The following is a 25,567-nucleotide window of genomic DNA, read 5'->3' as shown; positions in this document are numbered from 1 at the left end:
GTCTTGTGCTGGTCTTGATGCGGGCATTCCTAGCATCGGTTCATCCTCATGAACGGAGAACCGAATGGACTTCCTCTACCTGGGCCTGGCCGCTGCGTGCGGCCTGCTCGTCTGGGGCCTGGCCTGCCTGTGCCAACGCCTGCAACCCGCTGAGGGGGTGCGGCCATGAGCGGCGCTGCCTGGCTGCAGCTGGCGGTCTTTCTGGGCGTGTTGTTCGCGCTGGCCTGGCCACTGGCGCGCGCAATCGACGCGGTGATGGCGGGCCGCTTCGCGTTCGGCCAACGCCTGGAGCGACCCCTCTGGCGCATCGCGGGCGTACGGCCCGAACAGGAATCGGGCTGGCTGCGCTACACGCTGGGTCTGCTGATCTTCAACGGCCTGGGCCTGCTCGCGGTGTACGCGCTGCAGCGCCTGCAGTACGTGCTGCCGCTGAACCCGCAGGGCTTTGGCGCGGTCACGCCGGACTCGGCCTTCAACACCGCCATCAGTTTCATGACCAACACCAACTGGCAGGGCTATGGCGGTGAATCCACCATGGGCTACCTGGTGCAGATGCTGGGCCTGACGGTGCAGAACTTTCTCTCGGCCGCCACCGGCATCGCAGTGGTGGTCGCACTGGTGCGCGGCTTCTCGCGCCACTCGGCGCAAAGCATCGGCAACGTATGGGTCGATCTGACGCGCGCCACGCTGTGGGTACTGCTGCCACTCGCGCTGGGGTTCGCGGTGTTTTTTGTCGGCCAGGGCGTGATCCAGAACCTCTCGGCCTACGTGCAAGCATCCACGCTGGAGGGCGGCACGCAAACCCTGGCCATGGGCCCAGTGGCCTCGCAATTGGCCATCAAGATGCTGGGCACCAATGGCGGAGGCTTCTTCAACGCAAACTCGGCGCACCCGTTCGAGAACCCCACGGCGCTGGCCAACTTCGTGCAGATGATCGCGATCTTCCTGATCCCGGCCACGCTGTGCTTCGTGTTCGGCCGCATGGTGGGCGACCGCCGCCAAGGCCTGGCCGTGTTGGCCGCCATGACGGTCCTGTTCGTCGCCTTCGTGGTCGCGGCCACCGCGTTCGAACAACAGGGCAACCCGGTGCTCGCCGCGCTGGGCGCCGACCAGACCGCGAGCGCGCTTCAATCCGGCGGCAACATGGAAGGCAAGGAGGTGCGCTTCGGCATCCACGCGTCCAGCCTGTTCGCCGTGGTCACCACGGCCGCGAGCTGTGGTGCGGTGAACGCCATGCACGACAGCTTCACGCCCCTGGGCGGCATGGTGCCGTTGGTGCAGATGCAGCTCGGCGAGGTGGTGTTCGGTGGCGTGGGCGCGGGCCTCTACGGCATGCTGGTGTTCGCCATCATGGCAGTGTTCGTGGCGGGCCTGATGATCGGCCGCACACCGGCCTACCTGGGCAAGAAGATCGAGGCACACGAGATGAAGATGGTGGCCATCGCCATCCTCGTCACGCCCTTGCTGGTGCTGGCGGGCACGGCCATCGCGGTCATGACCGACGCGGGCCGCGCCGGCATTCAAGACCCTGGAGCGCACGGCTTCGCCGAGGTGCTGTACGCCCTCACCTCGGCCGCCAACAACAACGGCAGCGCCTTTGCAGGCCTGTCGGCCAACACACCGTTCTACAACGTGCTGCTCGGCCTGGCGATGCTGTTCGGCCGCTTCGGCGTGATCGTGCCAGTGCTGGCCATGGCCGGTTCGCTCGCGGCCAAGCAACGTGCCGCCGCCACCGACGGCACCCTGCCCACCCACGGCCCGCTGTTTGTCGCGCTGCTGATCGGTACCGTGCTGCTGGTGGGGCTGTTGAACTACGTGCCCGCACTGGCGCTGGGCCCGGTGGCCGAACACCTGACGCTGTGGACGCGCTGAAAGAAACACCATGACCCGCACAACCCCAACCCTGTTCGACCCGGCGCTGGTGCGCCCCGCCCTGCTCGACACCCTGCGCAAGCTCGACCCGCGCCAACAGTGGCGCAACCCGGTGATGTTCGTCGTCTACCTCGGCAGCCTCTTCACCACGGGTTTGGCCTGGCAGCAACCCAGTGCCTTCAACACCGCCGTGACGCTGTGGCTCTGGTTCACCGTGCTGTTCGCCAACTTTGCCGAAGCGCTCGCCGAGGGCCGCAGCAAGGCGCAGGCGGCCTCGCTGCGCGGCCTCAAGCGCCAGACCTGGGCCAAGAAGCTGGACGGCCGTTTGCCCTACGACAGGAACACGCCACGCACCGCCTTGACGTGGTTGCCGCTCGAAGCGGACAACCTGCGCAAAGGCGACGTGGTGCTGGCCGAGGCCGGAGACACGGTGCCGGCCGACGGCGAAGTGATCGACGGCGTGGCCTCGGTGGACGAGAGCGCCATCACCGGCGAATCGGCCCCGGTGATCCGCGAATCCGGCGGCGACTTCTCTGCCGTCACCGGCGGCACCCGCGTGCTATCCGACTGGGTCGTGGTGCGTGTCACGGTGAACCCCGGCGAGACCTTTGTCGACCGCATGATCGCCATGGTGGAAAACGCACGCCGGCAGAAGACGCCGAACGAGATCGCGCTCACCATCTTGCTCGTGGCGCTGACCATCGTCTTCGTCGGTGTGGTCGCCACGCTGCTGCCGTTCTCGCTCTTCAGCGTGCAGGCCAACGGCGCCGGCCAGCCGGTGAGCCTGGTGGTGCTGGTGGCCCTGCTGGTGTGCCTGATCCCGACCACCATCGCCGGCTTGTTGAGCGCCATTGGTGTGGCGGGCATGGGCCGCCTGATGCAGGCCAACGTGATCGCCACCTCCGGGCGCGCCGTGGAAGCGGCGGGCGACGTGGACGTGCTGCTGCTCGACAAGACCGGCACCATCACCCTGGGCAACCGCCAGGCCAGCGCCTTCCTGAGCGCGCCGGGCGTGAAAGAAGCCGACCTGGCCGATGCCGCGCAACTCGCCTCGTTGGCCGACGAAACCCCCGAGGGCCGCAGCATCGTGGTGCTGGCCAAGCAGAAGTTCCAGTTGCGCGAGCGCGACGTGGCAGCGCTGGGCGCCAGCTTCGTGCACTTCACCGCGCAAACGCGCATGAGCGGCGTGGACCTGCAAGCCGCCGACGGCAAGGGGCGCACGCTGCGCAAGGGCGCGGCCGACGCGATCCGTCGGCATGTGGAAGCGCTGGGCGGCAAGCTGCCGTCCGCCGTGCAGGCGTCGGTGGACGAGGTGTCGCGCCGAGGCAGCACGCCGCTGGTGGTGTGCGACAGCGCCCGTGTGCTCGGCGTGGTCGAACTCAAGGACGTGGTCAAGGGCGGCATCAAGGAACGCTTTGCCGAGTTGCGCCGCATGGGCATCCAGACCGTGATGGTGACGGGCGACAACCGCCTCACCGCTGCCGCCATCGCGGCCGAGGCCGGTGTGGACGACTTCCTGGCCGAAGCCACGCCCGAGGCCAAGCTGCAGCTGATCCGCCAACACCAATCGCGCGGCCAGCTGGTGGCGATGACGGGCGACGGCACCAACGACGCCCCTGCCCTTGCGCAGGCCGACGTGGCCGTGGCCATGAACACCGGCACGCAAGCGGCCAAGGAGGCCGGCAACATGGTCGACCTGGACAGCAACCCGACCAAGCTGATCGAGATCGTGGAGACTGGCAAGCAGATGCTGATGACGCGCGGCTCGCTCACCACCTTCAGCATCGCCAACGACATCGCGAAGTACTTCGCCATCGTGCCGGCCGCCTTCGTGAGCACCTACCCGCAGCTCGGCGCGCTCAATGTGATGCAACTGGCCAGCCCCAACTCGGCCATCCTGTCCGCCGTGATCTTCAACGCGCTGGTCATCGTCTTCCTGATCCCGCTGGCCCTCAAGGGCGTGCGCTACCGCGCGGTGGGCGCCGCCGCGCTGCTACGCCGCAACCTCGCCATCTACGGCCTGGGCGGTATCGCCGTGCCTTTCATCGGCATCAAGGCCATCGACCTGCTGCTCTCGGCCATGGGCTTCGCCTGAACCTCCAAGGACCTTCAAATGAACACCCCAAGCTCTTCCCAACCCGTGCTGCGCCCTGCCCTCGCGCTGTTCGCCATCCTCTCCATCGTCACCGGTCTGCTGTATCCCCTCGTCGTCACCGGCGTGGCGCAAACGGTCTTGCCGCGCCAGGCACAGGGTAGCCTGATCCAGCGCGACGGCCAGACCATGGGCTCCACGCTGATCGGCCAGGCGTTCACGCAACCGGGTCATTTCTGGGGTCGCCCTTCGGCCACCGCACCCGAGCCCTACAACGCCGCCGCCTCTTCCGGCTCCAACCTCGGCCCCAGTGCCCCGGCACTGGCCGAGGCGGTGAAGGCGCGCATCGACGCCCTGCGCGCGGCCGACCCGGGCAACGAAACGCCGGTGCCGGTGGATCTGGTGACCGCCTCCGCCAGCGGCCTGGATCCCCACATCAGCGTGGCCGCCGCGCGCTACCAGGTGGCGCGCGTGGCTCGGGCACGCGGGCTCGCCCCCGAGGCGGTAGCGGCTCTGGTGGACGCGCACACCGAAGGCGTGGCGTTCGGCTTTCTCGGCGAGCCGCGCGTGAACGTGCTGGCGCTGAACCTCGCGCTCGATGCGCAGCGGCCATGAGCGACAAGCGTGACAATGCACCCCATCGACGCGACGCCCCCTGAATGCCCGCCCCCACCCGCCCCGACCCCGACGCCCTGCTGGCCCAGGTGCAACAGGCCGAGACACGCGAGCGCCGCGGCAATCTGAAGATCTTCTTCGGCGCATCGGCCGGTGTCGGCAAGACCTACGCCATGCTCGCGGCCGCGCACGCCGCGATGGCCCAGGGCACGCCGGTGGCCGTGGGCGTGGTGGAAACCCACGGCCGGCCCGACACCGAGGCCCTCGCGCGCGGGCTGGTCCGCCTGCCCCTGCTTGCCGTGCCCTACCGCGGCCGCACGTTGTCGGAGCTCGACCTCGACGCCGCCCTGGACTTCGGTGAACAGCACCCCGGCCAAGCCCTGGTGCTGCTCGACGAACTGGCCCACAGCAACCTGGCCGGCGCGCGCCACCCCAAGCGATGGCAGGACGCCGAGGAACTGCTGGCCGCCGGCATCGACGTGTGGACGACCATGAACGTGCAGCACCTGGAGAGCCTGAACGACATCGTGAGCGGCATCACCGGCATCCGCGTCTGGGAGACCGTGCCCGACCGCTTCTTCGACGGCGCAGACGAAGTGGTGGTGGTGGACCTGCCGCCCGACGAACTGCTGGAACGCCTGAAAGCCGGCAAGGTATACCTGCCGCACGGCGACGACCAACGTGCCGAGCGTGCCGCGGCCAACTTCTTCCGCAAGGGCAACCTGCTCGCGCTGCGCGAGCTGGCGCTGCGCCGCACCGCCGACCGCGTGGACGACCAGATGCGCGCCTACCGGCGTGGCGTGGCAGCGCAACCGGTGTGGCCCACCCGCGGGTCGCTGCTGGCCGGCATCGGGCCGGGCGCGCATGCCGAGAAGGTGGTGCGCAGCGCCGCGCGCATGGCCGTGCAGCTCGACGTGCCCTGGCACGCCGCGCATGTGGAAACGCCGGGACATCCGGTGGACGAGACCACGCAACGCGCGCTGCGCCTGGCCGAATCCCTGGGCGCAACCACTGCCACGCTCACGTCCACCGACCCCGCTGCCGCGCTGGTGCGCTACGCGCGCGAACACAACCTGGTCCGGCTGGTACTGGGCCGGCGCCACGCGCGCCGATGGCCTTGGCAACACGCCGTGGCCGACCGCGTGGCCCAACACGCCGACGACCTGGACCTGGTGCAGGTGGCCGTGCCCGCCTCGGCGCCGCCGCGCGCAACCCAGCACGCCAAACCCCAGGAGGGGCGTTGGCGCGGCTACGCGTGGGCCGCTGCCGCCTGCCTGCTCACCGCTTTGCTGGTGACGCCGCTGCGCGATGTGCTGGAGCGCAGCAACATCGTCATGCTGTTCCTGCTCGCGGTGGTCGGCATCGCGCTGGTGCTGGGCCGGGGCCCGGCCGTGCTTGCGGCGTTCCTCGGCGTGGCGCTGTTCGACTTTCTGTTCGTGCCCCCGTTCCACAATTTCGCGGTGAGCGACGTGGAGTACCTCGTCACCTTCGGCGTCATGCTGGTGGTGGCGCTGGTGGTGGGCCAGCTCACCGCGGTCCTCCAGCAGCAGGCGGCGGCGGCCACGCAACGCGAACACCGCGTGCGCAGCCTGTACGACATGTCGCGCGACCTCTCCGCCGCGCTGCTGGCCACGCAGGTGGCCGAGATCGGGTCGCGCTTTCTCGTGGGCGAGTTCCGCGCGCGCTCCACGCTGCTGGTGGCCGACGAGCACGACCAGTTGATCACCATCGGCGGCGGCACCGCTCCCGTCGACACCGCGGTGGCGCAATGGGCGTTCGAACGCGGCGAAGAGGCGGGGCGCGGCACGCACACCTTGCCCGCCAGCGCCTGCCTCGTCTTGCCCCTGAACGCCCCCATGCGCGTGCGCGGCGTGCTGGTGGTCGAACCGCCGGGCGAACGGCCCTGGAGCATCGAGCAGCGCCGCCTGCTGCAGACCTGCGCCTCGTTGCTGGCCATTTCGCTCGAACGCATCCACTACATCGAGGTGGCGCAACACAGCACGGTGCAGATCGAGTCCGAGCGCTTGCGCAACTCGCTGCTCTCGGCCATCTCGCACGACCTGCGCACGCCGCTGGCCTCGCTGGTCGGCCTGGCCGATGCGCTGGAACTCACGCCACCGGCGCTCAGCAACGCACAGCGCGACGTGGTGAACGCGGTGCGGCAATCGGCCCAGCGCATGAACGCGCAGGTGAACAACCTGCTCGACATGGCCCGCCTGCAGGCGGGTGCGGTGCAACTCAACCGCGCGTGGCTGCCGCTGGAGGAAGTGGTGGGCAGTGCGATCGCGGCCTGTGGCGCTGCCTTGGCAGGCCGCGACATCCGTGTCGACCTGCCCGACGGGCTACCCTTGCTGCACCTGGACGCGGTGCTGATCGAACGCGTGCTCGTGAACCTGCTGGAGAACGCGGCCAAGTACACGCCACCGGGCAGCTCCATCCAACTCTCGGCGCGCGCGCTCAGCGACGCGGTGGACCTCCGGGTGGATGACCAGGGACCTGGGCTGCCCAAAGGCCACGAAGCGCGCGTGTTCGAGAAGTTCGAGCGCGGCCAGCGCGAGAGCGCCACGCCCGGCGTGGGCCTGGGCCTGGCCATCTGCCGCGCGATCGTCGAAGCCCATGGTGGCACCATCGAGGGCCACAACCGCGTGGTCGACGGCGCGGTGCAAGGTGCGCGCATCGTGATCACCCTGCCCCGCGGCGCGCCCCCGTCCGACCTGGGCGCACACACCGAGGAAACGTCCCCGTGATGCAAAGCCCTGGCAGCCAGATCTTGCTCGTTGAAGACGACGACCACATCCGCCGCTTCGTGCGCCTGGCGCTGGAGGCCGAGGGGCACAGCGTGCACGAGTCCGGCAGCTACCAGCGCGGTTTGATCGAGGCGGGCACGCGCCGGCCCGATCTGGTCGTGCTCGACCTCGGCCTGCCCGATGGCGATGGCGTGGACCTGATCCGCGAACTGCGCCAGTGGTCTGCCATCCCCGTGATCGTGTTGTCGGCGCGCAGCGGCGAGGCCAGCAAGATTGCCGCGCTCGACGCCGGCGCGGACGACTACCTCGTCAAGCCCTTTGGCGCGGGCGAGCTGAACGCGCGCGTGCGCGCCCAGTTGCGCCGCCACCAGCAGCAAACGCCCGGCGGCGCGCCGCAGATCAGCTTCGGCGACATCCGCATCGATCTGGTGCGCCGCGTGGTCGAGCGCGCGGGCGAGGCGCTGCACCTCACGCCGATCGAATACCGGTTGCTGACGCACCTGGCCTCGCAGCCCGACCGCGTGGTGACCCACGCGCAATTGCTCAAGGCCGTCTGGGGCCCCGGGCACCTGGAGGATTCGCACTATGTGCGCGTGCACATGGCCAACCTGCGCAAGAAAATCGAGGCCCAGCCGTCGATGCCACGCCACCTTGTGACCGAAACGGGGGTGGGCTACCGGTTCGTGGCCTGACACCCGCCGATCCAAGAACCGTACGGGCCGCGCCCGGGCGAATCCGCACGCAGGCTAAAATCGCGCCCTGTGATCGCTTCCGGAGACTTGGGTGAGCGGTTTAAACCAGCAGTCTTGAAAACTGCCGACCCGCAAGGGTCCGTGAGTTCGAATCTCACAGTCTCCGCCAGGACCCCCAGTGTTTATGCGACTTGCAGGCCGATTTTTCGTTCTGTCCATCAATGAGTCCATTGTGTGCTGGACTACTGCGACAAACCCCCTCCCTCAGCCAGATCCTGAGCGAAAAGACTACAGGCAACCGCAGCCTATTGACAGGCCACGGAGGCCGCTGCCGCAAACCAAACGGGGGTAGCGATTACCCCGCACCTGCAGCGATCCAACCAGAGGGCGACATTGGCGTTTCTCTTTTTGGTCGCCTCAACTCGAAGCTGCAGATTTTCAATCTCGAACGTGAGCGCAGCATCCTCGGAGAGGGTGAGTTCGGGCCGATGAATATTTTTCGGCTCGTTGTGCAGTACCTGGGCTTCCTTGGTCACGATGCACCAATGGGCGAGAAACACCGCCACAACCGCAAGCCAAGCCAAGCCAAGCAGCCGATATTGCGGCACCCCAGGCAAGCGGGCTCGATTCCGTGGAACTGGCACGGGACGTTGAGTCCCAGGCGCTTGCGCAAGGCGGCGCTGATGGTGCCGCGCACCGTGTGCGGTAACCATCCTGTGAGCGACGTCATCTGGGACATGGAAGCACCCGATGCCGCACCCAGCAGCGCGATCAGCTGGGATTGCTTGGTCTTCGCGGGGTCACGGCCAATGCGGCACCGGGGTAGTAACGCTCTACCTGCCCGGCTGCTCAAGCTCTATCTGGAGTACCCGTGGGGAATGGTCATGATTGCGCAGATCTGCTTGCGCGACTCAGATTTTGCGCGCTGGCGAGACTGTTGCCGTGAAGGACCTACTCGCGTCGCTACGATGAGCGCCGTCGCCGGACCGGCGTCGGTACGGGTCCTGCCACGGGCTTCGCGCCCAGTGTCTGCGCGCAGGCGGCTCGCACCTGCGATCGCACCGCTTCGGCGGCGGGTGAGAGACTAGCGCCTTCTCGCACCAGGATCCCGAAGTCGCGCGGCATCGTCAGCGCCGGTACATCGATCTCCCGCACGATCGAGGCCAGGGGTTCCATGGCCAGATTGCGTCGCGACACATGAGTCAGCAGATGCGTGCCGGAGATCATGCGCGGCGTAAGCGAGATCGAATTGGACTGGATCTGTGCCACAGGCTTGGGCTCGCGTTGCTCCGCAAAGCGCGTTTCCAGCCACCGGCGGGACTCGCTTGAGCGAGATGGCAGCACCCATTTGTAAGGCCGCAACTGCGGCAGCTTGAGGGTGCGTTTGCCGACCAGGGGATGGGCCTTGTCGGCCACCACCACGACTTGGTCAGGGAGCACAGCCTCGAAATCCAAGCCGGCAATCGCGTGCGTAGCCGGGGCGACCACGATGTCGAGCGCGTGCGCCGACAGTGCTTGCGCCAGGCTGTCATTCATCCCCACCTCCACCTCCAGCGTGATCCCGGGGTGCTGCGCCAGCAGAGAGGACGTGAGCTGCGACAGCAGGATGTCGGCCGCCATGCCCGAGACGCCCACGCGCACGTGTCCTACCTCGCCCAGCGCAGCCGCGCGCACTTCGCGTTGCAACTCGTCCATGTCGCGCAGCAAGGTCTCACAGCGGTCCTGCAGCAAACGGCCCACTGTGGTCAGCTCCAACTTGCGGCGCGAACGGTCGAACAGCGTCACCCCTAGTTCGTGCTCGATCCGCTGAATGGATTTGCTGATCGCCGGTTGCGAGCGGTGCGCACCTTGTGCCGCCTTGCCGATGTGGCCCGACCGGGCCACCAACTGAAAGTAACGCAGATCGCGTATGTCCATGATCAATAAACAGAATTCATATTGTCTTGAAAATTATAAGTTTGACGAAAACATTCCTCCATCGAAGAATCGCCGCATGCAATTCGCCTTCCATCTTCATGCGCTGCGCCACCATTGGCAGCGCAGCATGCCCAGCTCCATCGAGTTGGAGCGCGACCTCCGGCGCATCCGCGATGCCGGCTTCGATGGCGTTGACGTCTCCGACAGTTGGCCGTTCGATGATTTCACGGTGGAGAACGCCCATACCGTACGCTGCGCCGCCGAGTCCCTGGGCCTGCGCATCCCCACCGTCAGCTGCATGGGCAAAACGCTGTGCCACCCGGAGCTCGCGGAGCGAAACGCACGCGCCGTCGAGGCCGCGTTCGCCGTGGCAGAGCGCCTGGGTGCCGGTATCGTCAACCTCGCACTGAGCATTCCGAGAACGCCAGGTGTGACGCCGGTGATGGGGGCCACGCATTCGCCGGGCGGCAGCCGGGGCGCCACCGATGCGGATTTCGATCAGACGGCCGAACGCCTGCGCACCCTTGCCCAACGTGCCGCCGATTGCGGGCTTTCTCTTTCAATCGAACTGCACGACCGTAGCCTGGCCGACACCAGTGCCAGCCTGCTGCGCCTGCTGAACGCGACCGGCGCACCCAACGTGGGCGCCAACCCCGATCTGTGCAACGGATACCGTGCCTACGACACGCCACCGGAAACGTGGCGCGAAGCGCTCAGCACATTGGCCCCGCGCATGAACCTCTGGCACGTGAACAACCTGCAGCGAGTGCATTTTCCAGAGCTGCAGCGATCAGCCTTCGTCGAACGCCCCCTGTCCGACGGCGACGTGGACTACAGCCTGGCGCTGCGCCAGGTGCGTGAAGCTGGCTTCGACGGTTGGGTGGTCATCGAATACAAGGGCGTCGGCGACGCCTTTGCCACCCTGCGCGCAGGCCGTGCCTACCTTTCGGCCTGCGCCGCAGACGCCGCGCTGGAGACGGCCTGAGCGCCCACTTCCACAGTCACAACCGGAGACATCACAATGAAACGAAGAAGCATGCTCACGGCGCTCGCCTGCGCCGCCGCATCCGCGCCATGGGGCGCCGCCATCGCCAACGCTTGGCCCAACCGCACCCTGCGCGTGATCGTGCCCTTTCCCGCTGGTGGTGCGGGTGACCTGGTACCGCGCATCATTGGCGAACGGTTGGAGAAGATGTGGCAACAGCCCGTCATCGTGGAGAACCGCACGGGTGCGGACGGGATCATCGGCATGAACGCGGTGGCCAAGGCCCCCGGCGATGGCTACACGCTCGGTGTAGCCTCCTCGGGTCCGGTGGTCATCGGCAAACGGCTCTTTCCGCAACTGCCCTTCGATCCGAACAAAGACCTCAAGCCGGTCAGCCTGACCTACGAAACGCCCTTCGTTCTCATCGTACGGACGAGTGCACCCTGGAAGACCCTCGAAGAAGTCATCACTGCAGCCCGCAAGGCGCCTGGCCAAATCAACATCGCGATTCCAAACCGGGGTTCGATCCAGCATCTCTTGACCGAGCAGATGAAGGGCGACGCAGGCGTCGAGATGGCCAACATCCCCTATAAGGGCGGTGGCCCTGCCGCGCTGGCGGTGGCGTCCGGCGAGGTGGACATGACCTGGGGGGCGCTGCCCAACGTGGTGGGCCTGGTCCAGGGTGGCCGGGTCCGCGCCATTGCCGTGAGCAGCGCCCAGCGCGCCCGTCTATTGCCCGATGTGGCCACGGTGGGGGAGCAAGGTCAGCGGCAGTGGACCTGTGCCAACTGGAACGGCCTGGTGATGCCTGGCGACACACCCTCCGCTATCGTTGCCACCGCCAATGCGGCCATCACCCAGGCGTTGCGCGAGCCTGCGGTTGTTCAGCGTTTCCGCGAAATGGGTGTGGATCCCTTGGGCGGCACGCCCGAGCGGTTCGCGCAGCTGCTGCGCGAAGAAGGTGTCCGCTGGGCCCGAGTGATCGATGCCCGCGGCATCAAACCGGAGTGAGTGGCGCATGGCATTGCGAGGCACCGCTTTTCTGGCCATCTGGCACGACATCGAACCGGCGCTAGAGGAGGAGTTCCATCACTGGCACACCGAAGAGCACCTGCCCGAGCGGGTGCTCACCCCAGGCATCGTGACCGGCAGCCGTTATTGGAACGCCGAGGCCCACGATCAGCGCTGCTTCACACTGTACGAAGCCAGTTCCTTTGAAGTGTTCGCCTCGGAGGGGTACTTCATGACCGCGAACGCGCGATCACCGTGGACGCAACGCGTGCATCCCGGATTCCTGCAGTTCACACGAGCGCCCTGTCACCTTGCCATTACGCGCGGACGGGGCACTGGCGGAGCGATGGGCACGTTGCGCATGCGTCTAGCGACGGAGGCAGTTGAGGCACACCCGCCATTGCCGCTGGATCAGTTCCGACTGCGCGTCCGGGATCTGGTGGAGGATGCAACGCGCCAGCCTGGTGTAATCGCTGCGCACGCCGGCATCAAAGGAAACGTGGAGCGGCGGCCCATGAACGACGGCGCGCTGTCCATGCGAGCAGGTGCCACCGATTTCGATGCGGTGGTTCTGATCGAGGGCATTTCGCGTCACTCATTGACACCAGTCCTACAACAGTGCGCTGAAATCCTGAACGGATGGAGTGGCGTCGTGTCGGACTGCAAGCTGCAGGCATACGACCTCGCACACCGCTTGCATCAAACTGATCTCTAGCGGGGGCGGTGGCGGGCGCGCTGAAACAACACCGGGGCCTGAAGATCCGCTCGGGCCTGGTGGGCGACGGGTACCTGGACTTGCTGGACAGCGGCGCCCTCGACACCGCCACCCCGGATGCGTGCCTCACCGCACTCGTGGTCGGCTGTTCATCGCTCTACGCCGCTTTGTCGCACGATAGCGTTCTCGGCTTCGCGCCGGCAAACCGGCTCGTCGAGCCCATTCCCGGGTCGCCTTTGATGGCCATCAACTCTGCGATCGAGGTCGCCCTGTGCGGCCAGGTGAGCGCGGAACTTCTGGGCGGGCGTTATGTCGGCGCGGTCGGGGCGCAGACCGACTACTTCCGGGCCGCGCGCCGTTCCGAAGGCGGCCTCGCGATTCTCGCGATACCAGCCACGACGGGGCGCGATGCGCTGAGCGAACATCTCGGCCTATGAAGTCGAGCACATCTTGCAAACGCACTCCGCCGTCGACATGGCGGCGGCATTAAGCGGCGCTCATCGCGCACTGCGCAGCGCACATGGCTTACTTCATGGTGCCGCGCTATGTGAGCTTCGTGACGGCGCGCTGAGCGCCCGGTTTATCCGGCAACGGCCTGGAAGACCAGATCCACGCCATCTTCGCGCGGTTCGAAACCGCCTCGTACCGCCATGCCCACGCTCGGTGTGCACCCTTCTCGCCAGCGCCCCAGCGCGCGCACACCTTCCTTGAGATCCACGGTGACCAAGGTGTAGGGGAGTTCGCCGGCAAAGGCGGGATGGAAGGCGTGGTGCGCCACGGTCCAGCTGTGCGCGGTGCCTTCGCCCGAGGCCTCCGCCCAATTCGGCGGATGGCCTTGCGAAGGAAGGCGCAAGGCGGTGCGTTCGAGGAAGGAAAAGAAAAAGTCGCGCAAGAAGTCGCGCAGCCGAGCGGACAAAGAAAAACGGGCTAGCTCTTTTGGAGCTAACCCGTTGTTCTAGAACGCATGTTCTGGTGCGGCTGGCAGGAATCGAACCCACGACCCCTTGGTTCGTAGCCAAGTACTCTATCCAGCTGAGCTACAGCCGCGAAGCCTCGAATTATAGCAGTGTTTTCTGGACATTCCAAAAATCGCAAAAACAAAAGCAAATCACAGATCGGCCGAGATCGGCTAAAGCAGGCCAAATGACCTGCAACACTAGTCCGATAGACTTATGGACGAGTCTTGGAGCGGCGTTCTGGTTCGGCACATGGATGAACGCGCCTAAGGGAAGGGCTCGACATCCGTTCCTCTTTCACGGTCCACCCGCTCCATGCACACGCTCAAATCCATCGCCTTTCTGCTGCTCGCCACGGTATCGACTTTCGGCCTCGCCCAGAGCAGCACGTCCTCGAAACTGCACCCCTGGCAAGCGCCACCACCCCGCGTGGCGGCCGAGGCCTACTTCACCAACCTCAAGGATGGCGACCGCATCGAGACGCCCTACCTGCTCAAGTTCGGTCTCTCCGGCGGCTGGGGTCTGGCGCCGATCGCCAACAAGGGCAGCGAACGCAGCGGCCACCACCACCTGCTGGTCAACCGCGATCTGCCGCTGAACTTCAAGGAGGCGCTGCCCTTCAACGACCAGTACATCCACTTCGGCAAAGGCCAGATGGAGACGGTGCTCACGCTCGCACCGGGCACGTACACCCTGCGCATGCTGCTGGCCGATCAGAACCACCTGCCGCATTTCGTCTACAGCAAGCCCGCCACCATCACGGTGACGAAGAAGAACGACACCGATCCCAAGACGTTGGTGGTCCCCGGCATCAGCCTGCAGTTGCCGCAGACCGTGGTCAAGTCGCCGGCACCATTGCATGTGCAATTCCATGCCTCGGGGTTCAACGTGGCGCAGCGCGCACAGCGCCTGGCCGACAGTGGCCATTTCCGTCTCACGGTGACACCGGGCAGTGGCGCGCCGGCCGTGATGGACTTTGTCAATGGCCAGACCGAGGTCTGGCTCGCACCGCCGGCAGGCTCATACAGCCTGAAACTGGAGTTGCTCGACAACACGGACCCGAGCAAGCAGAAGACCGCACCGGCCAGCGCATCGGTGCGCGTGGAATGATCCACACGGCACTCAACCGGGCTTGAGCGCCGTCACTTCCACTTCGATCTTCATGCGCGGATCGAGCAAACCGGCCGAGACCATCATGGCCGCGGGACGTGCCCTCCCCAGGTGCCTGCGCAGCACCGGCCAGCAGGCTTCGAACAGCGACGCGTCGGGCAACACGTAGTTCACGCGCACCACATCATCCAGGCTCGCACCGGCTTCGCGCAACGCCGCCGCGATGTTCTGGAAGCATTGCTCGGCCTGCTCCACCACGTCGTCGGAAATGGCCATGGTGGCGTAGTCAAAGCCGGTGGTGCCCGAGACGAAGATCCAGTCGCCCGCGACCACGGCGCGCGAATAACCGATCTGCGCCTCGAAAGGCGAGCCCGAGCTGATGTGTTGGCGGCGCATGCCATGCACTCCTTCAGTTCACGTCCAGGCGCACACCATCGGCGCGCGCCGCCACGATTTCACCCACGTCGGCCGCGGCAGCAAATCCCTGCTCCCGGAACACCGCGAGCACGGCATCCACCGCATGGGGCGCGCAGGCCACGAGCAGGCCGCCACTGGTCTGGGGATCGCTGAGCAGGGCCTGTTCCACCGCGTGCGTGTTCGCACCGAGCCGCACTTCATGGCCATAGGCCGCCCAGTTCCGGCCCGAAGCACCGGTGACCAGGCCACGCGCAGCCAGGTCGCGCACGCCTTCGATCCAGGGCACCCGCGCCATGTCCAGGCACACCGTGGTGTTGGAGCCCCGCGCCATCTCCAGGGCGTGTCCGGCCAGTCCAAAGCCGGTGACGTCGGTCAGCGCATGCACGCCATCGAGCGCGGCCAGCGCCGGCCCGGGTGTATTGAGTTGTGTGGTGGTCGCGATCATCCGCGCGTAGCCTTCGGGCGGCAGCGCGTCCTTCTTCAGCGCGGCGGACAGCACACCCACCCCCAGCGGTTTGCCCAACACCAGGCGGTCACCGATCTGCGCATCTGCATTGCGCTTGACGCGCTGCGGGTGCACCAGACCGAGCGCCACCAGACCGTAGATGGGTTCGACCGAGTCGATGGTGTGGCCGCCCGCGACCGGGATGCCAGCCTCCCGGCACACGCTCTGGCCGCCCGCAAGGATCTGGCCGATGGTCTCGGTGGACAACACCTGGATGGGCATGCCCACCAGGGCCAGCGCCATGATGGGTGTGCCGCCCATGGCGTAGACATCGCTGATGGCGTTGGTGGCGGCGATGCGGCCGAAGTCGAACGGGTCGTCGACGATGGGCATGAAGAAATCGGTGGTCGCGATCAGCGCCTGCTCGTCGTTGAGGCGGTACACGGCCGCGTCGTCGGCGGTCTCGATGCCCACGAGCAACTCGGGTGGGATGGGCAAGGCGCTGGTACCGCGCAGGATTTCGCTGAGCACGCCGGGCGCGATCTTGCAGCCACAGCCGCCGCCGTGCGAGAGGCTGGTGAGACGGGGTTCCGCACGGGAGGTGGTGGGTTCTGGAGGCATGGATCGGGCAGGTCGTTCGGACCCGCCATTGTGCGCGCAGTGCGCGCAGCCAGCGGCTATGCCGACGCCCAGAAGACGCTGAACCAGCCCTTGGGATCGCTCCAGTGCAGCACGTCGCCAAAGCCCGCTTCGCGCAGCAAAGCAGCGAAAGCCTCGGGCGCCCACTTGTACGAGTTCTCGGTGTGCACACGCTCGCCGTCGTCGAACCTGCGCTCGCCTCCGCACCAGCGCACGGTCTGCGCGCCGATGGCCTGCAGGTGCATTTCGATGCGCGACTCGTCTTCATTGAAGAACGCGGCGTGCTGCCAGGCCGCTGGCATGAAGTTGGCGCCGATGAGGTGGTTCACATGGCGCAGCAGGTTGCGGTTGAACGCGGCGGTCACGCCCAGCGCATCGTCGTACGCCGATTCGAGCGCCGCGCGCGGCTTGATGCGGTCCACGCCTATCAACAGGCCGCCGCCAGCACCACCGGCCTGGCACACCGCGTGCACCTGGCACAGCAGGGCCAGCGCTTCATGCGGCAGGAAGTTGCCGATGCTCGAGCCGGGGTAGAACACCACCCGCGCCTGCTGCGCGAAACCACGATCGGCCAACCAGTCGCATGCCAGCGGGCCGAGGTCGAAACGGCTGGAGAAGTCCATGCCCAGCCCGAGCATGGGCAACTCGGGTTGGCGCTGCTGCAGAGCCGCCAACGTGTCGCGCAGGTAGTCCACCGAGATGTCCACCGGCACGTAGGCGCAAGGCTGCAACACCGGAAACAGGCGCGCAGCCTTGGCGCAGCTGCCCGCGCCCAGGTCGATCAACACCGCGTCGCTCGGCACGTGGCGCGCCATTTCGGTGCCGTGCTGCGCGAACACCGCCGCCTCGGTGCGCGTGGGGTAGTACTCGGGCAGCTCGGTGATGGCGTCGAACAGGCGCGAGCCGAGCGCGTCATAGAAGTACTTGGGCGATACATGCGCGGGCGTCTGCATCAGGCCCTCGATCAACGCTGGGTGCGAGAGACCGGGACTGGGTTGGTGCAATTGCACGAAGCGGGGGGCCAGATCGGTAGCGCGCATGAAACTCTCCTGTGGGTGTGACAGCTATTTCGATGGATGAGGAACGCTTGTTCTTATTTCGCGAGACGCAGGCCGCTGAACTGCCAGCGCGCGTCGGTGGGGAAAAAATTGCGGTAGCTGGCGCGCAGGTGCGACGCCGGTGTGGCGCAGGAGCCGCCGCGCAGCACGGTCTGGTTGACCATGAACTTGCCGTTGTACTCACCCACCGCACCTTGCGCAGGCTGAAAGCCCGGGTAGGCGCTGTAGCTGCTGCAGGTCCATTCCCACACGTCGCCGTACATCTGCAGCAAGCCGCGGGTGTCGCTGCGCGCGGGCAGCGGATGGAAGGTGTCGCCTTCCTGCAGATTGCCCCGCACCGGCAGCAGGGCGGCGGCGTTTTCCCATTCCGCTTCGCTGGGCAGGCGCGCGCCGCGCCATTCGGTATGCGTGGCGCCGGCCCAGCGGGCAAACGCGTCGGCCTCGAAATGGCTGATGTGCGTAACCGGCGTGTGCGGGTCCAGCGGCGCTTCGCCGTGCAGCGTGAACACGCTGGGCAAGGCATTGGGCGCGTGCGGCAAGGTCCAGTAAAGCGGCGCACGCACGCCCTGCGCACGCACCCAGTCCCACCCCGCCGCGAGCCACCAGCGCGGTTCGGCATAGCCACCGTCCTGCACGAAGTCCCACCATTCGCCGTGCGTCACCAGGCGGTTCATCAAGGCATACGGCTCCAGCCATTCGCGGTGCCTGGGCGATTCGTTGTCGAAGGCAAAGCCCGCGCCATCGGGGTGGCCGATCTCGACCAGCCCATGCGCTTGCTCGATCCAGCGCGGCGCAACGCTGGCCACCGAGACCAAGGGCCAGTGCCGCTGGTACGCCGGTCGCAACGGGTTGACCGAGAGCAGATGTTTCACGTCGGTGAGCAGCAGTTCCTGGTGCTGCTGCTCGTGGTGCAGGCCCAGCTCGATCAGGCGCAGGGCTTCGGCACAGTCGGTGAGCTCGATCAGCCGGGCGATGCGCTCGTCCACCTGCTCGCGCCATTGCCACACCTCGGCCAGAGTGGGGCGCGTGATCAGTCCACGCTGCGGCCGCGAGAACTGTTCGCCCACACCGTTGTAGTAGCTGTTGAACAGCACGCGAAACGCGGGCTCGAACGGCTCGAAGCCGGGTTCGAAGCGTTCGAGCACGAAGGTCTCGAAGAACCAGGTGACGTGCGCCAAGTGCCACTTCACCGGGCTGGCGTCGGGCATCGATTGCGCCTGGCAGTCTTCGGGCGAGAGCGGCGCGGCCAGCGCGCGGCTGCGTTCGCGCACCGCCTTGAAATGGCGGGCCAGCCCCGCCCGGTCGTTCTGCGATCGCGCCAAAGGCGCTGGGACCGGGTGGGGTGTGGAGTTCATATCGTCAGCCTCGGGGCTTGAGCCGCAGCAGCTGGCCGTCGCGGTCGTCGGTGAGCAGGTAGATGAAGCCGTCGGGGCCTTCGCGCACGTCGCGCACACGTTGCCTCAGGTCGGGCAGCAGTTTCTCTTCGCGCACGACTTTGTCCCCGTTCATCACGAGGCGCGCCACATATTGGAACTTGAGCGAGCCGATGAGCAGGTTGCCCTTCATGTCCTTGCCATAGCGTTCGCTGGTCACGAAAGCCATGCCCGAAGGCGCAATGGAAGGCACCCAATACTTCAGCGGTTGTTCGAGCCCTTCCTTGCGGGTAAGGCCTTCGCCGATCTTGCCGCCGCCGTAGTTTTCGCCATAGGTGATGCTGGGCCAGCCGTAGTTCTTGCCGGCCTGGGCGACATTGAGTTCGTCGCCGCCCTGCGGCCCGTGCTCGACGGTCCAGAGCCGACCATCGGGGCCGATGGTGGCGCTCTGCATATTGCGGTGGCCCAGGCTCCAGATTTCGGGCAGGGCGCCGCTGCGGCCCACGAACGGGTTGTCGGGATGCGCGCTGCCGTCGGGCCGCACGCGCACGACCTTGCCATGGTGCGTGTCCAGGGTCTGTGCATCGGCCATGCGCTGGAAGCGGTCGCCCAGGGTGAGGAACAGGCTGCCGTCGCTGGCTTGCGCGATGCGGCAGCCAAAGTGCAGGCGGCTGGCCACCTTGGGCTTCTGGCTGAAGATCACCCGGACGCCTTCGAGCGAGCGGCTGTCGGCGGACAGCTGGGCAGACGCCAGTGCTGTGGAATTGCCGCCCAGGCCGGGCTCGCTGAAACAGAAGTGCAGCGTGCGGTTGCGCGCGAAGTCGCGGTCGGCCACGAGGTCGAGCAAACCGCCCTGCCCTACGGCGTCCACGTTGGGGACGTTCTTGAGTGGCTCACCCAGGCGACCGTCGGCCCCCACCACGCGCATGCGTCCCGCGCGCTCGGTCACGACCATGCGGCCTTCCCCGATGAAGGCCAGGCCCCAAGGGTTCTGTAGACCGCCTGCGACCACTTCCGTGGTGACGGAAGACGGTTGCGCGCACGCGGTGGCAGCGAGCAGCGAAACAGCGGCGAACGCCAGGCAAGAGATGGATTTCATAGAGAAGTGAAGGAGGATGGCGAAAGGCCGGACAGCCGTCTGTTGGAGTGCGCACACAACGAAGGTTCCCCGGCCGTCACGCCATCGGATTCACCCCGAACAACCACGCATGTGCCCACAGCACGAACACCCCGTACACCACGAGCCCACCGAGGAGCGCGATCGCATCGTTCGCGCCACCGCCTGGCAGCGCGGGTGGCGTGCGCAGCAAGCCCGCGGCCGCGCGCCGTTTCATGGAAATGCGGTCGGCCACGGCCCAGAGCAGAAAACCACCGAAGAGCAGCACGTCGGCCGCCGTGCCATTGGCAAGCAGATGCGCCAGGGCCCAGCATTTCACCGCCAACAGCATGGGGTGTCTGGCCGCGCGCTGGATGCGTCCGGGCAGGTACGCCGCGATCAGCAGCACGAACACGGGAAGCATGAGCAGCAAGGCCAGATGCCGCAGGGCCGGCGGTGGCGTGTAGAGCAACACCGGCGCGTGTCGCGCCAGACCGTAACCCCAGACGATGAGGGCCAGGCCGGCGAACGAGATCAGCGTGTAGACCCCTTTGAAGCCGCCCTCGCCCATGCGCCGCGCCAACGCGCTGCGCCCTTGCGGCGAGACGATGGACACCGAGTGCACACCCAGGAAAAGCAGCAGACCGACGATCAACCATGCCATGACAAGCTCTCGTGTTTACACGGCATCGGCACGCCCGTCACCGCAGGAGGCCACTGTAGCGCCGGTGGCGCACAGGTCAACCCGCGGGTGTGGCCGCGCTCGGCGCGGGGGTCCGGTCGGAGGTCACGAGCCAGATGCCGCCGCACACCAGCAGCAGTGCCAGCAGGTTGCGCCAGGCTAGCACCTGCTCGCCCAGGAACCAGGCCGAGAGCAGCGCGCCAAACACCGGAATGAGAAAGTTGAACACCGTGACCATGCCGACCCGGTTGTTCCTGTTCGCGGGCGAACTCATGCTCTATGGCGGCATCGCCGACCGCATCGTGCGCTTCGCCAACAGCCTGGTGGGCCATGTGCGCGGCGGCCTGGGCATGAGCAACGTGGTCGGTTGCACGCTGTTCGGCGGCGTGGCCGGCTCGGCGCTGGCCGACGTCTCGGCCATAGGCTCGGTGATGATCCCCCTGATGAAAAGGAGGGGTACGACGCCGACTACGCAGTCAACGTCACCACCCATGCCGCGCTGGTCGGCGTGCTCATGCCGACCTCGCACAACCTCATCTTCGTCACGCTGGCCACCACCGGCATCGCCTCGGTCAGCGTGCTCAATCTGATCCTGGCCGCCATCGTGCCCGCGCTGCTGCTCACGCGGTGCAACCTGGCCGCGGCGTATTACGTGGCGGTCAAGCGCGGCTACACCACGCGCGGCAAGTTTCCGGGCTGGGGTGAGGTGCTCTCGGCCTGGCTGGGCGCACTGCCTGGCCTGTTGATCGTCGTCATCATCCTGGTGGGCATTCTCTCTGGCGTGTTCACCGCCGCCGAATCGGCGGCCGGGCGGCCCGCCCCGCGGTGCCGTTCAGCGCCTACCTGTTTTTCAAGTACGCCGCACACGTCGAACGTCCCTACCCGCCCGATCCCTGGGGCGAAGCGCTCAAGGCCGGCACGCCGCCACCCGATCAGGAAGCCGACGGCATCCTCGCCTTGGCCGGGGCCTTCCCGGGCGCGCCCCTGCGCATCGAACCCAACGGCAACTGGACCGTGGCCACCAGCCGGGCCATCGTCGACCGGCTGCGCGGCGTGCTGGAGTACTGCGAAGACCCGGCCCCGGGCCTCGAAGGCATGGCGGCCGTCACCCAAGCCTGCGACGTGCCGCTGGCCACCAACATGGTGGTCACCGACTTAGACGAATTCCGCCGCAACGCAGAGATGGGTTGCCCAGTGAAGATCGTGCTGTCCGACCACCACTACTGGGGCGGCCTGCGCGCCACCCAGCGCCTGTTCACGCTGTGCGAGACCTTCGATCTGGGACTGTCGATGCATTCCAACTCGCACCTGGGGATCAGCCTGATCGCCATGACCCACCTCGCATACGCCTGCGACACGCACTACCCGTAGCAGGACGACGAAGTGATCGCGGGCGGGCAAACCGGCGCCCTGAAGGTGCCCACGGCACCCGGGCTGGGTGTCACGATGGACCATGGGTCTCCGGCCCGCCTGCACCACAACTACCTGCACTGCGGCATTCGCCACCGCGACGACTTGGCCCAGATGCGCAAGTACGACCCCGGGTTCACCGGCCACCAGCCGAGCTTCTGAGGGGTGCCCACCGGCCCACAATAGGGCTATGACCACCACCTCCTCCTCGCCACGCCTGCTCGATCCCGCCCGCTTCGTCGGCGACGTGGACGGGCGCGCCACCGCCCTGTTCTTCCTGCGCAATGCCCAGGGTATGGTGGTGGCCGTCACCAACCTGGGTGCGAAGATCCTGCAGATCGCCGTGCCGGACCGCCACGGTGCGTTGGCCGATGTGGTGCTGGGCTACGACCGGCTGGCCGACGTGATCACCGGGTCTCCCTCCATGGGCGCGTTCGTGGGCCGGTACGCCGGGCGCATGGGCGGCGCGCGCTTCACACTCGACGGGCGTGAACACCTGCTCACGCCCAATGCGGGACCCCACTGCATCCACGGCGGCCCGCGCGGCTCGCGCCACCGCGTGTTCGACACCACGCAGGTCGACGCGCGAACCCTGCGCTTGCACCACCGCTTTCACACCGCCGAAGACCGGTTTCCGGGCACGTTGGACCTGCAACTGACTTACCGCCTGGACGACGACAACGCGCTCGTGCTCGAACACACCGCAACCGCGCTCGACAAACCCGGGCCCGCGAGCTTCACCAGCCACATCTACTTCAACCTCGACGGCGTGGACCAGGGCCAGCGCATCGATGGCCACACGCTCCAGGTGCCGTCGGACACCGTGCTCGCCACCGGCATTGACGGCATCGCCACCGGCCAGCGCGTGCCCCTGGAAGGCCATGCCCAGGATCTGCGCAGCGCCTCGCGCCTGGGCGACCTGCCCGACATCGACCTGAGCTACGTGCTGGCGCCCAACCCTGTCAGCGAATTGCGCCGCTGCGCCCAGCTGCACAGCGAGGCCAGCGGCCGCACGCTGGACGTGTGGACCACCGAGCCACTGCTGCAGGTGTACACCGCCGGCCAACTGGGTGTCGCACCCCAACCCGATCTGGGCAAATGGGGGGTGCAGCACCGACCACGCTCGGCCGTGTGCCTGGAACCCCAGCATTTCCCCAATGCGCCGAATTGCCCGGCGCTGCCGCAGAACACCGTGCGGCCCGGCATGCCCTACCGGGCTACCACGGTCTACCGCTTCGGGGTGCGCTGAACGGTGCTGTCTCAGGGAAACGGAACCCGATCCCGACGCCTGCATTCCGGTGGTTCACCGTAGCCCGCCGAACGCACCTTCTGGTCTTGCCCGATCTCCACCTGGTACCAGCGGCAGAACGGGTTTTCGTAGCGGTAGCTCCACACCACCCCACGCGAACGGCCCAAGGTATAGACCTCGCCCGGCCGGCCCAGCACATAGCGCACCTCGTCCTGGCCCATGCCCGGGTTGATGTTGAGAAAGTTGCGCTCGGTGAGCGCCTGCTCGGTGCGCACAACCCGTCCCGACGCATCGAGATAGACGAACCAGGTGTGCAGTCCGAACGGGCCACGCGGATATTCCAGCCGGCTCCCGCCCTCCACCGAGCGGCGCGTCTCGGGCGCCCCCATCTGCGCAATGACCTGATCGGCGGTCATTCCGGTGGGGCTGGCCGCTGGCGCATAGCCGGTGCAAGCGGTCAGACCCGACACGGCAATCACAAGCCCTATGAACAAACGCATGGTGGGGCCTCCTTGGGCAATGAGCGCATGGGCACGTTGGACATGCCACGCAAAAACGAGTTCCTGTGCAGTACCCGTCCTGCGGGCCATTCACATGCCCAGGAAGGCCGCCAGCCCGCCATCCGGCTCGAAGCGGTGGTTGCGCATGAACACGCGCGTGGGGCCCGGCCAGGCCCGCTGGGTCACCGAATGCGCCGGGTCACCGGGATAGCACAACACGCGTTCCCCATCCTGCACGAACGATTCCGGCTGGATCAGGGGCGGTCTTTCGCCGCGCGCCGTGTTCAGCACCTCGGCCACATCGCGCATGCCCGCCAGATGGCACAGGCTCATGATCTGCGGCGGTGCCATTTCCACCTCTCGCGCCCAATAGCGCTCCAGCCAATGGCGTGGCGAGTCCCAGACGGCTTCGGTGGCCTCGCGCTCGCAGTGCTCGACGACCTGGCCCCCTGGTGCGGCGGTCACGAAGAAGCGGGTGTCAAAACGCTTGTTCATCATGGCCGGCTTGCGCGGCGTGATCCAGCGCGACCAGGGCCGCACACAGGTCGTGTCCACGGGCAGGCCCAGCGCCTGCAACGCGGTGCCAAACGGCTCGCCCGCAGCGGTCCGCTCGCGCACCGCCTGTGCCTGTGCCTGCGCGGCGCCCGGCGGCACGCCGAGCAACAACCCGCACTCTTCGAAGGTTTCCCGCAAGGCCGCCACGTGCAGGCCCAGCGCCGCGGACGCCGCCAGACCGTCTTCACCCAGTGCCGTCTGGCACGCCTGCGCGGACCGCTCCAGCATTGACGGATCCTGCAGCAGGTCATCGGCGTCCAGCTTGCCGCCCGGAAAGACGTGAGCGCCGCCCAGCACGCCCGAATCGCCGTGCCGGCGCACCAGCAACACCTCCAGGCCCGAGGGGCTGTCGCGCAGCACCATCACGGTGGCGGCGTCCACGGGCGGGGCGAGCACTTCTTCTGCATTCATGGCGATGGTCATGGACCGATTGTCGGTGCATCTTCAGCGCCTCGCCCTTCATGACGGATGGACATCGGCCCACCCGAAGCCGCCCTGGCCCTATAGGCACAAAGAACTCTCTTTGAATCCATATCAGAACATTAGGCGAGACTTATGTCGAAAGGCGCTAATTCTTGAATCCTCCCCGGTGTTAAATCAATGACTTAGCGAACCGCAGCTCTGTCAACATTGTAGGCGGCGCTCGTTCATTTTTGAACTTTGCGGGATTCTCGCCAGCGATTCTTGAATTCTGTTGCAGTCTGAAGGCGGGCAATTTTGAGAAGTGCTACGGGCCTCTTCTTTCGCAGCGTACGAACAAAGAGATTTTTGCTGTCCTCCACCAAAGGGGCAAGACCAAGGTATCGGTTCTGCCCGCACTGTCTTCAAGACCAACGTGAACCTCACTTTCCTGTTCATTGGCGCTTCACAGGGTTTCGCTACTGCAAGGTGCACCACTGCATGCTTGAGGATCGATGCCATGTCTGCAACTCAACGGTGACCATGCCCGCCAATCAGCTTCAGGCTGGACCGGGCGGCAAGGGGATTGCGTATCTGAAGCACTGCATGTCGTGCGGCGAGGACCTCTGCAAGGGCAGTACGCTCAGCACAGGGGAGGCGTTTTCTCTCATCAGCGTCATGGAGAGGACCTTGATGGCCAATGGCCTTGCAGTGCTGCGGGCGCTCTTAGAGGGATATCTTTTCAGGGATACAGCAGAGAAGAAACTGCCACTGAGCACGCTGTGTCGCCTTGATCAACAGCTACTCCTGCCCAATCAGGAGAACTGGTTGACTGTCGCAATTTTGAGAGGCCGTCTTTTGCAGCGGATCCGGCGGCGAGCTACCGAACGTCAGGCGTCTAGAGGCGAACACACAGAAGCAACTCAAGGAGATGAAGCCGTTGGCGAACATTGACCCTGCCGACTTGGCCTTGCGGGGAAAAGGTCTCGTGTAACAGCTAGTGCCCATCTCCACAGCAAAGCGGCAGCGATG

General features: G+C 66.5%; 24 protein-coding genes, 2 tRNA genes and 4 pseudogenes. 16 read left to right on the top strand and 14 right to left on the bottom strand.

The features are described from left to right. Positions 1 to 165 precede the first annotated feature (165 nt). From kdpA to F9K07_RS09105, 6 genes are all read left to right on the top strand, one after another. On the top strand, positions 166 to 1,872 hold the full coding sequence (kdpA, locus tag F9K07_RS09130; protein ID WP_159591761.1) for a potassium-transporting ATPase subunit KdpA: 1,707 nt from the start codon (positions 166 to 168) through the stop codon (positions 1,870 to 1,872). 10 nt (positions 1,873 to 1,882) lie between these two features. Continuing rightward, complete coding sequence (kdpB, locus tag F9K07_RS09125) at positions 1,883 to 3,967, top strand: potassium-transporting ATPase subunit KdpB (RefSeq protein ID WP_159591758.1); 2,085 nt, start codon at positions 1,883 to 1,885, stop codon at positions 3,965 to 3,967. Between the two features lie 18 nt (positions 3,968 to 3,985). Then, positions 3,986 to 4,579: a potassium-transporting ATPase subunit KdpC gene (gene kdpC, locus F9K07_RS09120; protein WP_159591755.1), complete on the top strand. Its 594-nt coding sequence runs from the start codon at positions 3,986 to 3,988 to the stop codon at positions 4,577 to 4,579. Positions 4,580 to 4,623: 44 nt separating this feature from the next. Next, a complete protein-coding gene (locus F9K07_RS09115; protein WP_159591752.1) occupies positions 4,624 to 7,326 on the top strand; it encodes a DUF4118 domain-containing protein in 2,703 nt (900 codons plus the stop codon). Further along, positions 7,326 to 8,018 carry a two-component system response regulator KdpE gene (gene kdpE, locus F9K07_RS09110; protein ID WP_159596875.1) on the top strand — a complete coding sequence of 231 codons (693 nt, stop codon included), beginning with the start codon at positions 7,326 to 7,328 and terminating at the stop codon, positions 8,016 to 8,018. The genes F9K07_RS09115 and kdpE overlap by 1 nt, the downstream gene beginning before the upstream one ends. 81 nt (positions 8,019 to 8,099) lie before the next feature. Next, positions 8,100 to 8,187, top strand: a tRNA-Ser gene (locus tag F9K07_RS09105). A gap of 136 nt (positions 8,188 to 8,323) precedes the next feature. Here F9K07_RS09105 and F9K07_RS09100 read toward each other — a convergent pair. From F9K07_RS09100 to F9K07_RS09090, 3 genes are all read right to left on the bottom strand, one after another. Then, the gene (locus F9K07_RS09100; RefSeq protein ID WP_159591749.1) at positions 8,324 to 8,554 is read right to left on the bottom strand and encodes a hypothetical protein; all 231 of its coding nucleotides are present in this window, start codon (positions 8,552 to 8,554) and stop codon (positions 8,324 to 8,326) included. Continuing rightward, positions 8,551 to 8,871, bottom strand: a complete 321-nt coding sequence (locus tag F9K07_RS32070) for a DUF3489 domain-containing protein (protein WP_268894749.1) — start codon at positions 8,869 to 8,871, stop codon at positions 8,551 to 8,553. Before F9K07_RS32070 ends, F9K07_RS09100 begins: the two co-directional genes overlap by 4 nt. Positions 8,872 to 8,981: 110 nt before the next feature. Beyond that, positions 8,982 to 9,935 (bottom strand): LysR family transcriptional regulator, encoded by a 954-nt coding sequence (locus tag F9K07_RS09090; RefSeq protein ID WP_159591746.1) that lies wholly within the window; start codon positions 9,933 to 9,935, stop codon positions 8,982 to 8,984. A 76-nt stretch (positions 9,936 to 10,011) separates the two neighbouring features. Between F9K07_RS09090 and F9K07_RS09085 the strand changes: the two genes are divergently transcribed. From F9K07_RS09085 to F9K07_RS09070, 4 genes are read left to right on the top strand one after another with little or no spacing between them, the layout of a single operon-like run. Beyond that, complete coding sequence (locus F9K07_RS09085; RefSeq protein WP_159591743.1) at positions 10,012 to 10,920, top strand: sugar phosphate isomerase/epimerase family protein; 909 nt, start codon at positions 10,012 to 10,014, stop codon at positions 10,918 to 10,920. Between the two features lie 36 nt (positions 10,921 to 10,956). Then, positions 10,957 to 11,931, top strand: a complete 975-nt coding sequence (locus tag F9K07_RS09080) for a Bug family tripartite tricarboxylate transporter substrate binding protein (protein WP_159591740.1) — start codon at positions 10,957 to 10,959, stop codon at positions 11,929 to 11,931. Between the two features lie 7 nt (positions 11,932 to 11,938). Then, positions 11,939 to 12,646, top strand: a complete 708-nt coding sequence (locus F9K07_RS09075; protein ID WP_159591737.1) for a hypothetical protein — start codon at positions 11,939 to 11,941, stop codon at positions 12,644 to 12,646. Positions 12,647 to 12,654: 8 nt separating this feature from the next. Continuing rightward, on the top strand, positions 12,655 to 13,083 hold the full coding sequence (locus F9K07_RS09070; protein ID WP_159591734.1) for an acetyl-CoA hydrolase/transferase C-terminal domain-containing protein: 429 nt from the start codon (positions 12,655 to 12,657) through the stop codon (positions 13,081 to 13,083). A gap of 143 nt (positions 13,084 to 13,226) precedes the next feature. On the opposite strand, the gene F9K07_RS09065 is transcribed toward F9K07_RS09070, so the two are convergent. Beyond that, complete coding sequence (locus F9K07_RS09065; protein ID WP_159591731.1) at positions 13,227 to 13,562, bottom strand: Zn-ribbon domain-containing OB-fold protein; 336 nt, start codon at positions 13,560 to 13,562, stop codon at positions 13,227 to 13,229. Positions 13,563 to 13,616: 54 nt separating this feature from the next. After that, positions 13,617 to 13,693: transfer RNA gene (locus F9K07_RS09060), tRNA-Arg, on the bottom strand. A gap of 224 nt (positions 13,694 to 13,917) precedes the next feature. Here F9K07_RS09060 and F9K07_RS09055 point away from each other — a divergent pair. Beyond that, the gene (locus F9K07_RS09055) at positions 13,918 to 14,712 is read left to right on the top strand and encodes a DUF4399 domain-containing protein (RefSeq protein WP_159591728.1); all 795 of its coding nucleotides are present in this window, start codon (positions 13,918 to 13,920) and stop codon (positions 14,710 to 14,712) included. 12 nt (positions 14,713 to 14,724) lie between these two features. Here F9K07_RS09055 and F9K07_RS09050 read toward each other — a convergent pair whose 3' ends face one another. The 7 genes and pseudogenes from F9K07_RS09050 to F9K07_RS31810 form a co-directional block, all read right to left on the bottom strand. Then, entirely contained in the window at positions 14,725 to 15,108 is a 384-nt protein-coding gene (locus F9K07_RS09050; protein WP_159591725.1) for a RidA family protein, read from the bottom strand. 13 nt (positions 15,109 to 15,121) lie between these two features. Then, positions 15,122 to 16,195 carry a selenide, water dikinase SelD gene (gene selD, locus F9K07_RS09045; protein ID WP_159591722.1) on the bottom strand — a complete coding sequence of 358 codons (1,074 nt, stop codon included), beginning with the start codon at positions 16,193 to 16,195 and terminating at the stop codon, positions 15,122 to 15,124. Positions 16,196 to 16,251: 56 nt separating this feature from the next. After that, positions 16,252 to 17,253: an L-histidine N(alpha)-methyltransferase gene (gene egtD / locus F9K07_RS09040; protein WP_159591719.1), complete on the bottom strand. Its 1,002-nt coding sequence runs from the start codon at positions 17,251 to 17,253 to the stop codon at positions 16,252 to 16,254. A 53-nt stretch (positions 17,254 to 17,306) separates the two neighbouring features. Then, a complete protein-coding gene (egtB, locus tag F9K07_RS09035; RefSeq protein ID WP_159591716.1) occupies positions 17,307 to 18,626 on the bottom strand; it encodes an ergothioneine biosynthesis protein EgtB in 1,320 nt (439 codons plus the stop codon). 4 nt (positions 18,627 to 18,630) lie between these two features. Then, a complete protein-coding gene (locus F9K07_RS09030) occupies positions 18,631 to 19,743 on the bottom strand; it encodes a PQQ-dependent sugar dehydrogenase (protein ID WP_159591713.1) in 1,113 nt (370 codons plus the stop codon). A gap of 76 nt (positions 19,744 to 19,819) precedes the next feature. After that, positions 19,820 to 20,404, bottom strand: a complete 585-nt coding sequence (locus F9K07_RS09025) for an NnrU family protein (RefSeq protein WP_159591710.1) — start codon at positions 20,402 to 20,404, stop codon at positions 19,820 to 19,822. 76 nt (positions 20,405 to 20,480) lie between these two features. Continuing rightward, positions 20,481 to 20,672, bottom strand: a pseudogene (locus F9K07_RS31810) (EamA/RhaT family transporter); the annotation flags it as partial. On the opposite strand from F9K07_RS31810, the pseudogene F9K07_RS09020 reads away from it, so the two are divergent. From F9K07_RS09020 to F9K07_RS09010, 3 genes and pseudogenes are all read left to right on the top strand, one after another. Next, positions 20,635 to 21,170: pseudogene (locus F9K07_RS09020) on the top strand (TRAP transporter large permease subunit); the annotation flags it as partial. The pseudogenes F9K07_RS31810 and F9K07_RS09020 sit on opposite strands and share 38 nt — an antisense overlap. 56 nt (positions 21,171 to 21,226) lie before the next feature. Next, a pseudogene (locus F9K07_RS09015) lies at positions 21,227 to 21,994 on the top strand (enolase C-terminal domain-like protein); the annotation flags it as partial. 28 nt (positions 21,995 to 22,022) lie between these two features. Continuing rightward, entirely contained in the window at positions 22,023 to 23,081 is a 1,059-nt protein-coding gene (locus tag F9K07_RS09010) for an aldose epimerase family protein (protein WP_159591707.1), read from the top strand. Positions 23,082 to 23,092: 11 nt separating this feature from the next. On the opposite strand, the gene F9K07_RS09005 is transcribed toward F9K07_RS09010, so the two are convergent. Further along, positions 23,093 to 23,581 carry a hypothetical protein gene (locus F9K07_RS09005; RefSeq protein ID WP_159591704.1) on the bottom strand — a complete coding sequence of 163 codons (489 nt, stop codon included), beginning with the start codon at positions 23,579 to 23,581 and terminating at the stop codon, positions 23,093 to 23,095. A gap of 90 nt (positions 23,582 to 23,671) precedes the next feature. Continuing rightward, a complete protein-coding gene (locus F9K07_RS09000) occupies positions 23,672 to 24,559 on the bottom strand; it encodes an NUDIX hydrolase (protein WP_201451540.1) in 888 nt (295 codons plus the stop codon). A 294-nt stretch (positions 24,560 to 24,853) separates the two neighbouring features. Here F9K07_RS09000 and F9K07_RS32260 point away from each other — a divergent pair. Continuing rightward, positions 24,854 to 25,030, top strand: a pseudogene (locus F9K07_RS32260) (TniQ family protein); the annotation flags it as partial. 6 nt (positions 25,031 to 25,036) lie between these two features. After that, positions 25,037 to 25,489 (top strand): hypothetical protein, encoded by a 453-nt coding sequence (locus F9K07_RS08995; RefSeq protein WP_236581858.1) that lies wholly within the window; start codon positions 25,037 to 25,039, stop codon positions 25,487 to 25,489. Positions 25,490 to 25,567: the final 78 nt, after the last annotated feature.

Source organism: Hydrogenophaga sp. BPS33 (genome assembly GCF_009859475.1).
Classification (GTDB): Bacteria; Pseudomonadota; Gammaproteobacteria; order Burkholderiales; family Burkholderiaceae_C; genus Hydrogenophaga.
The sequence above is the reverse complement of the archived record's forward strand: the minus strand, read 5'-3'. Positions and strand labels throughout refer to the sequence as shown.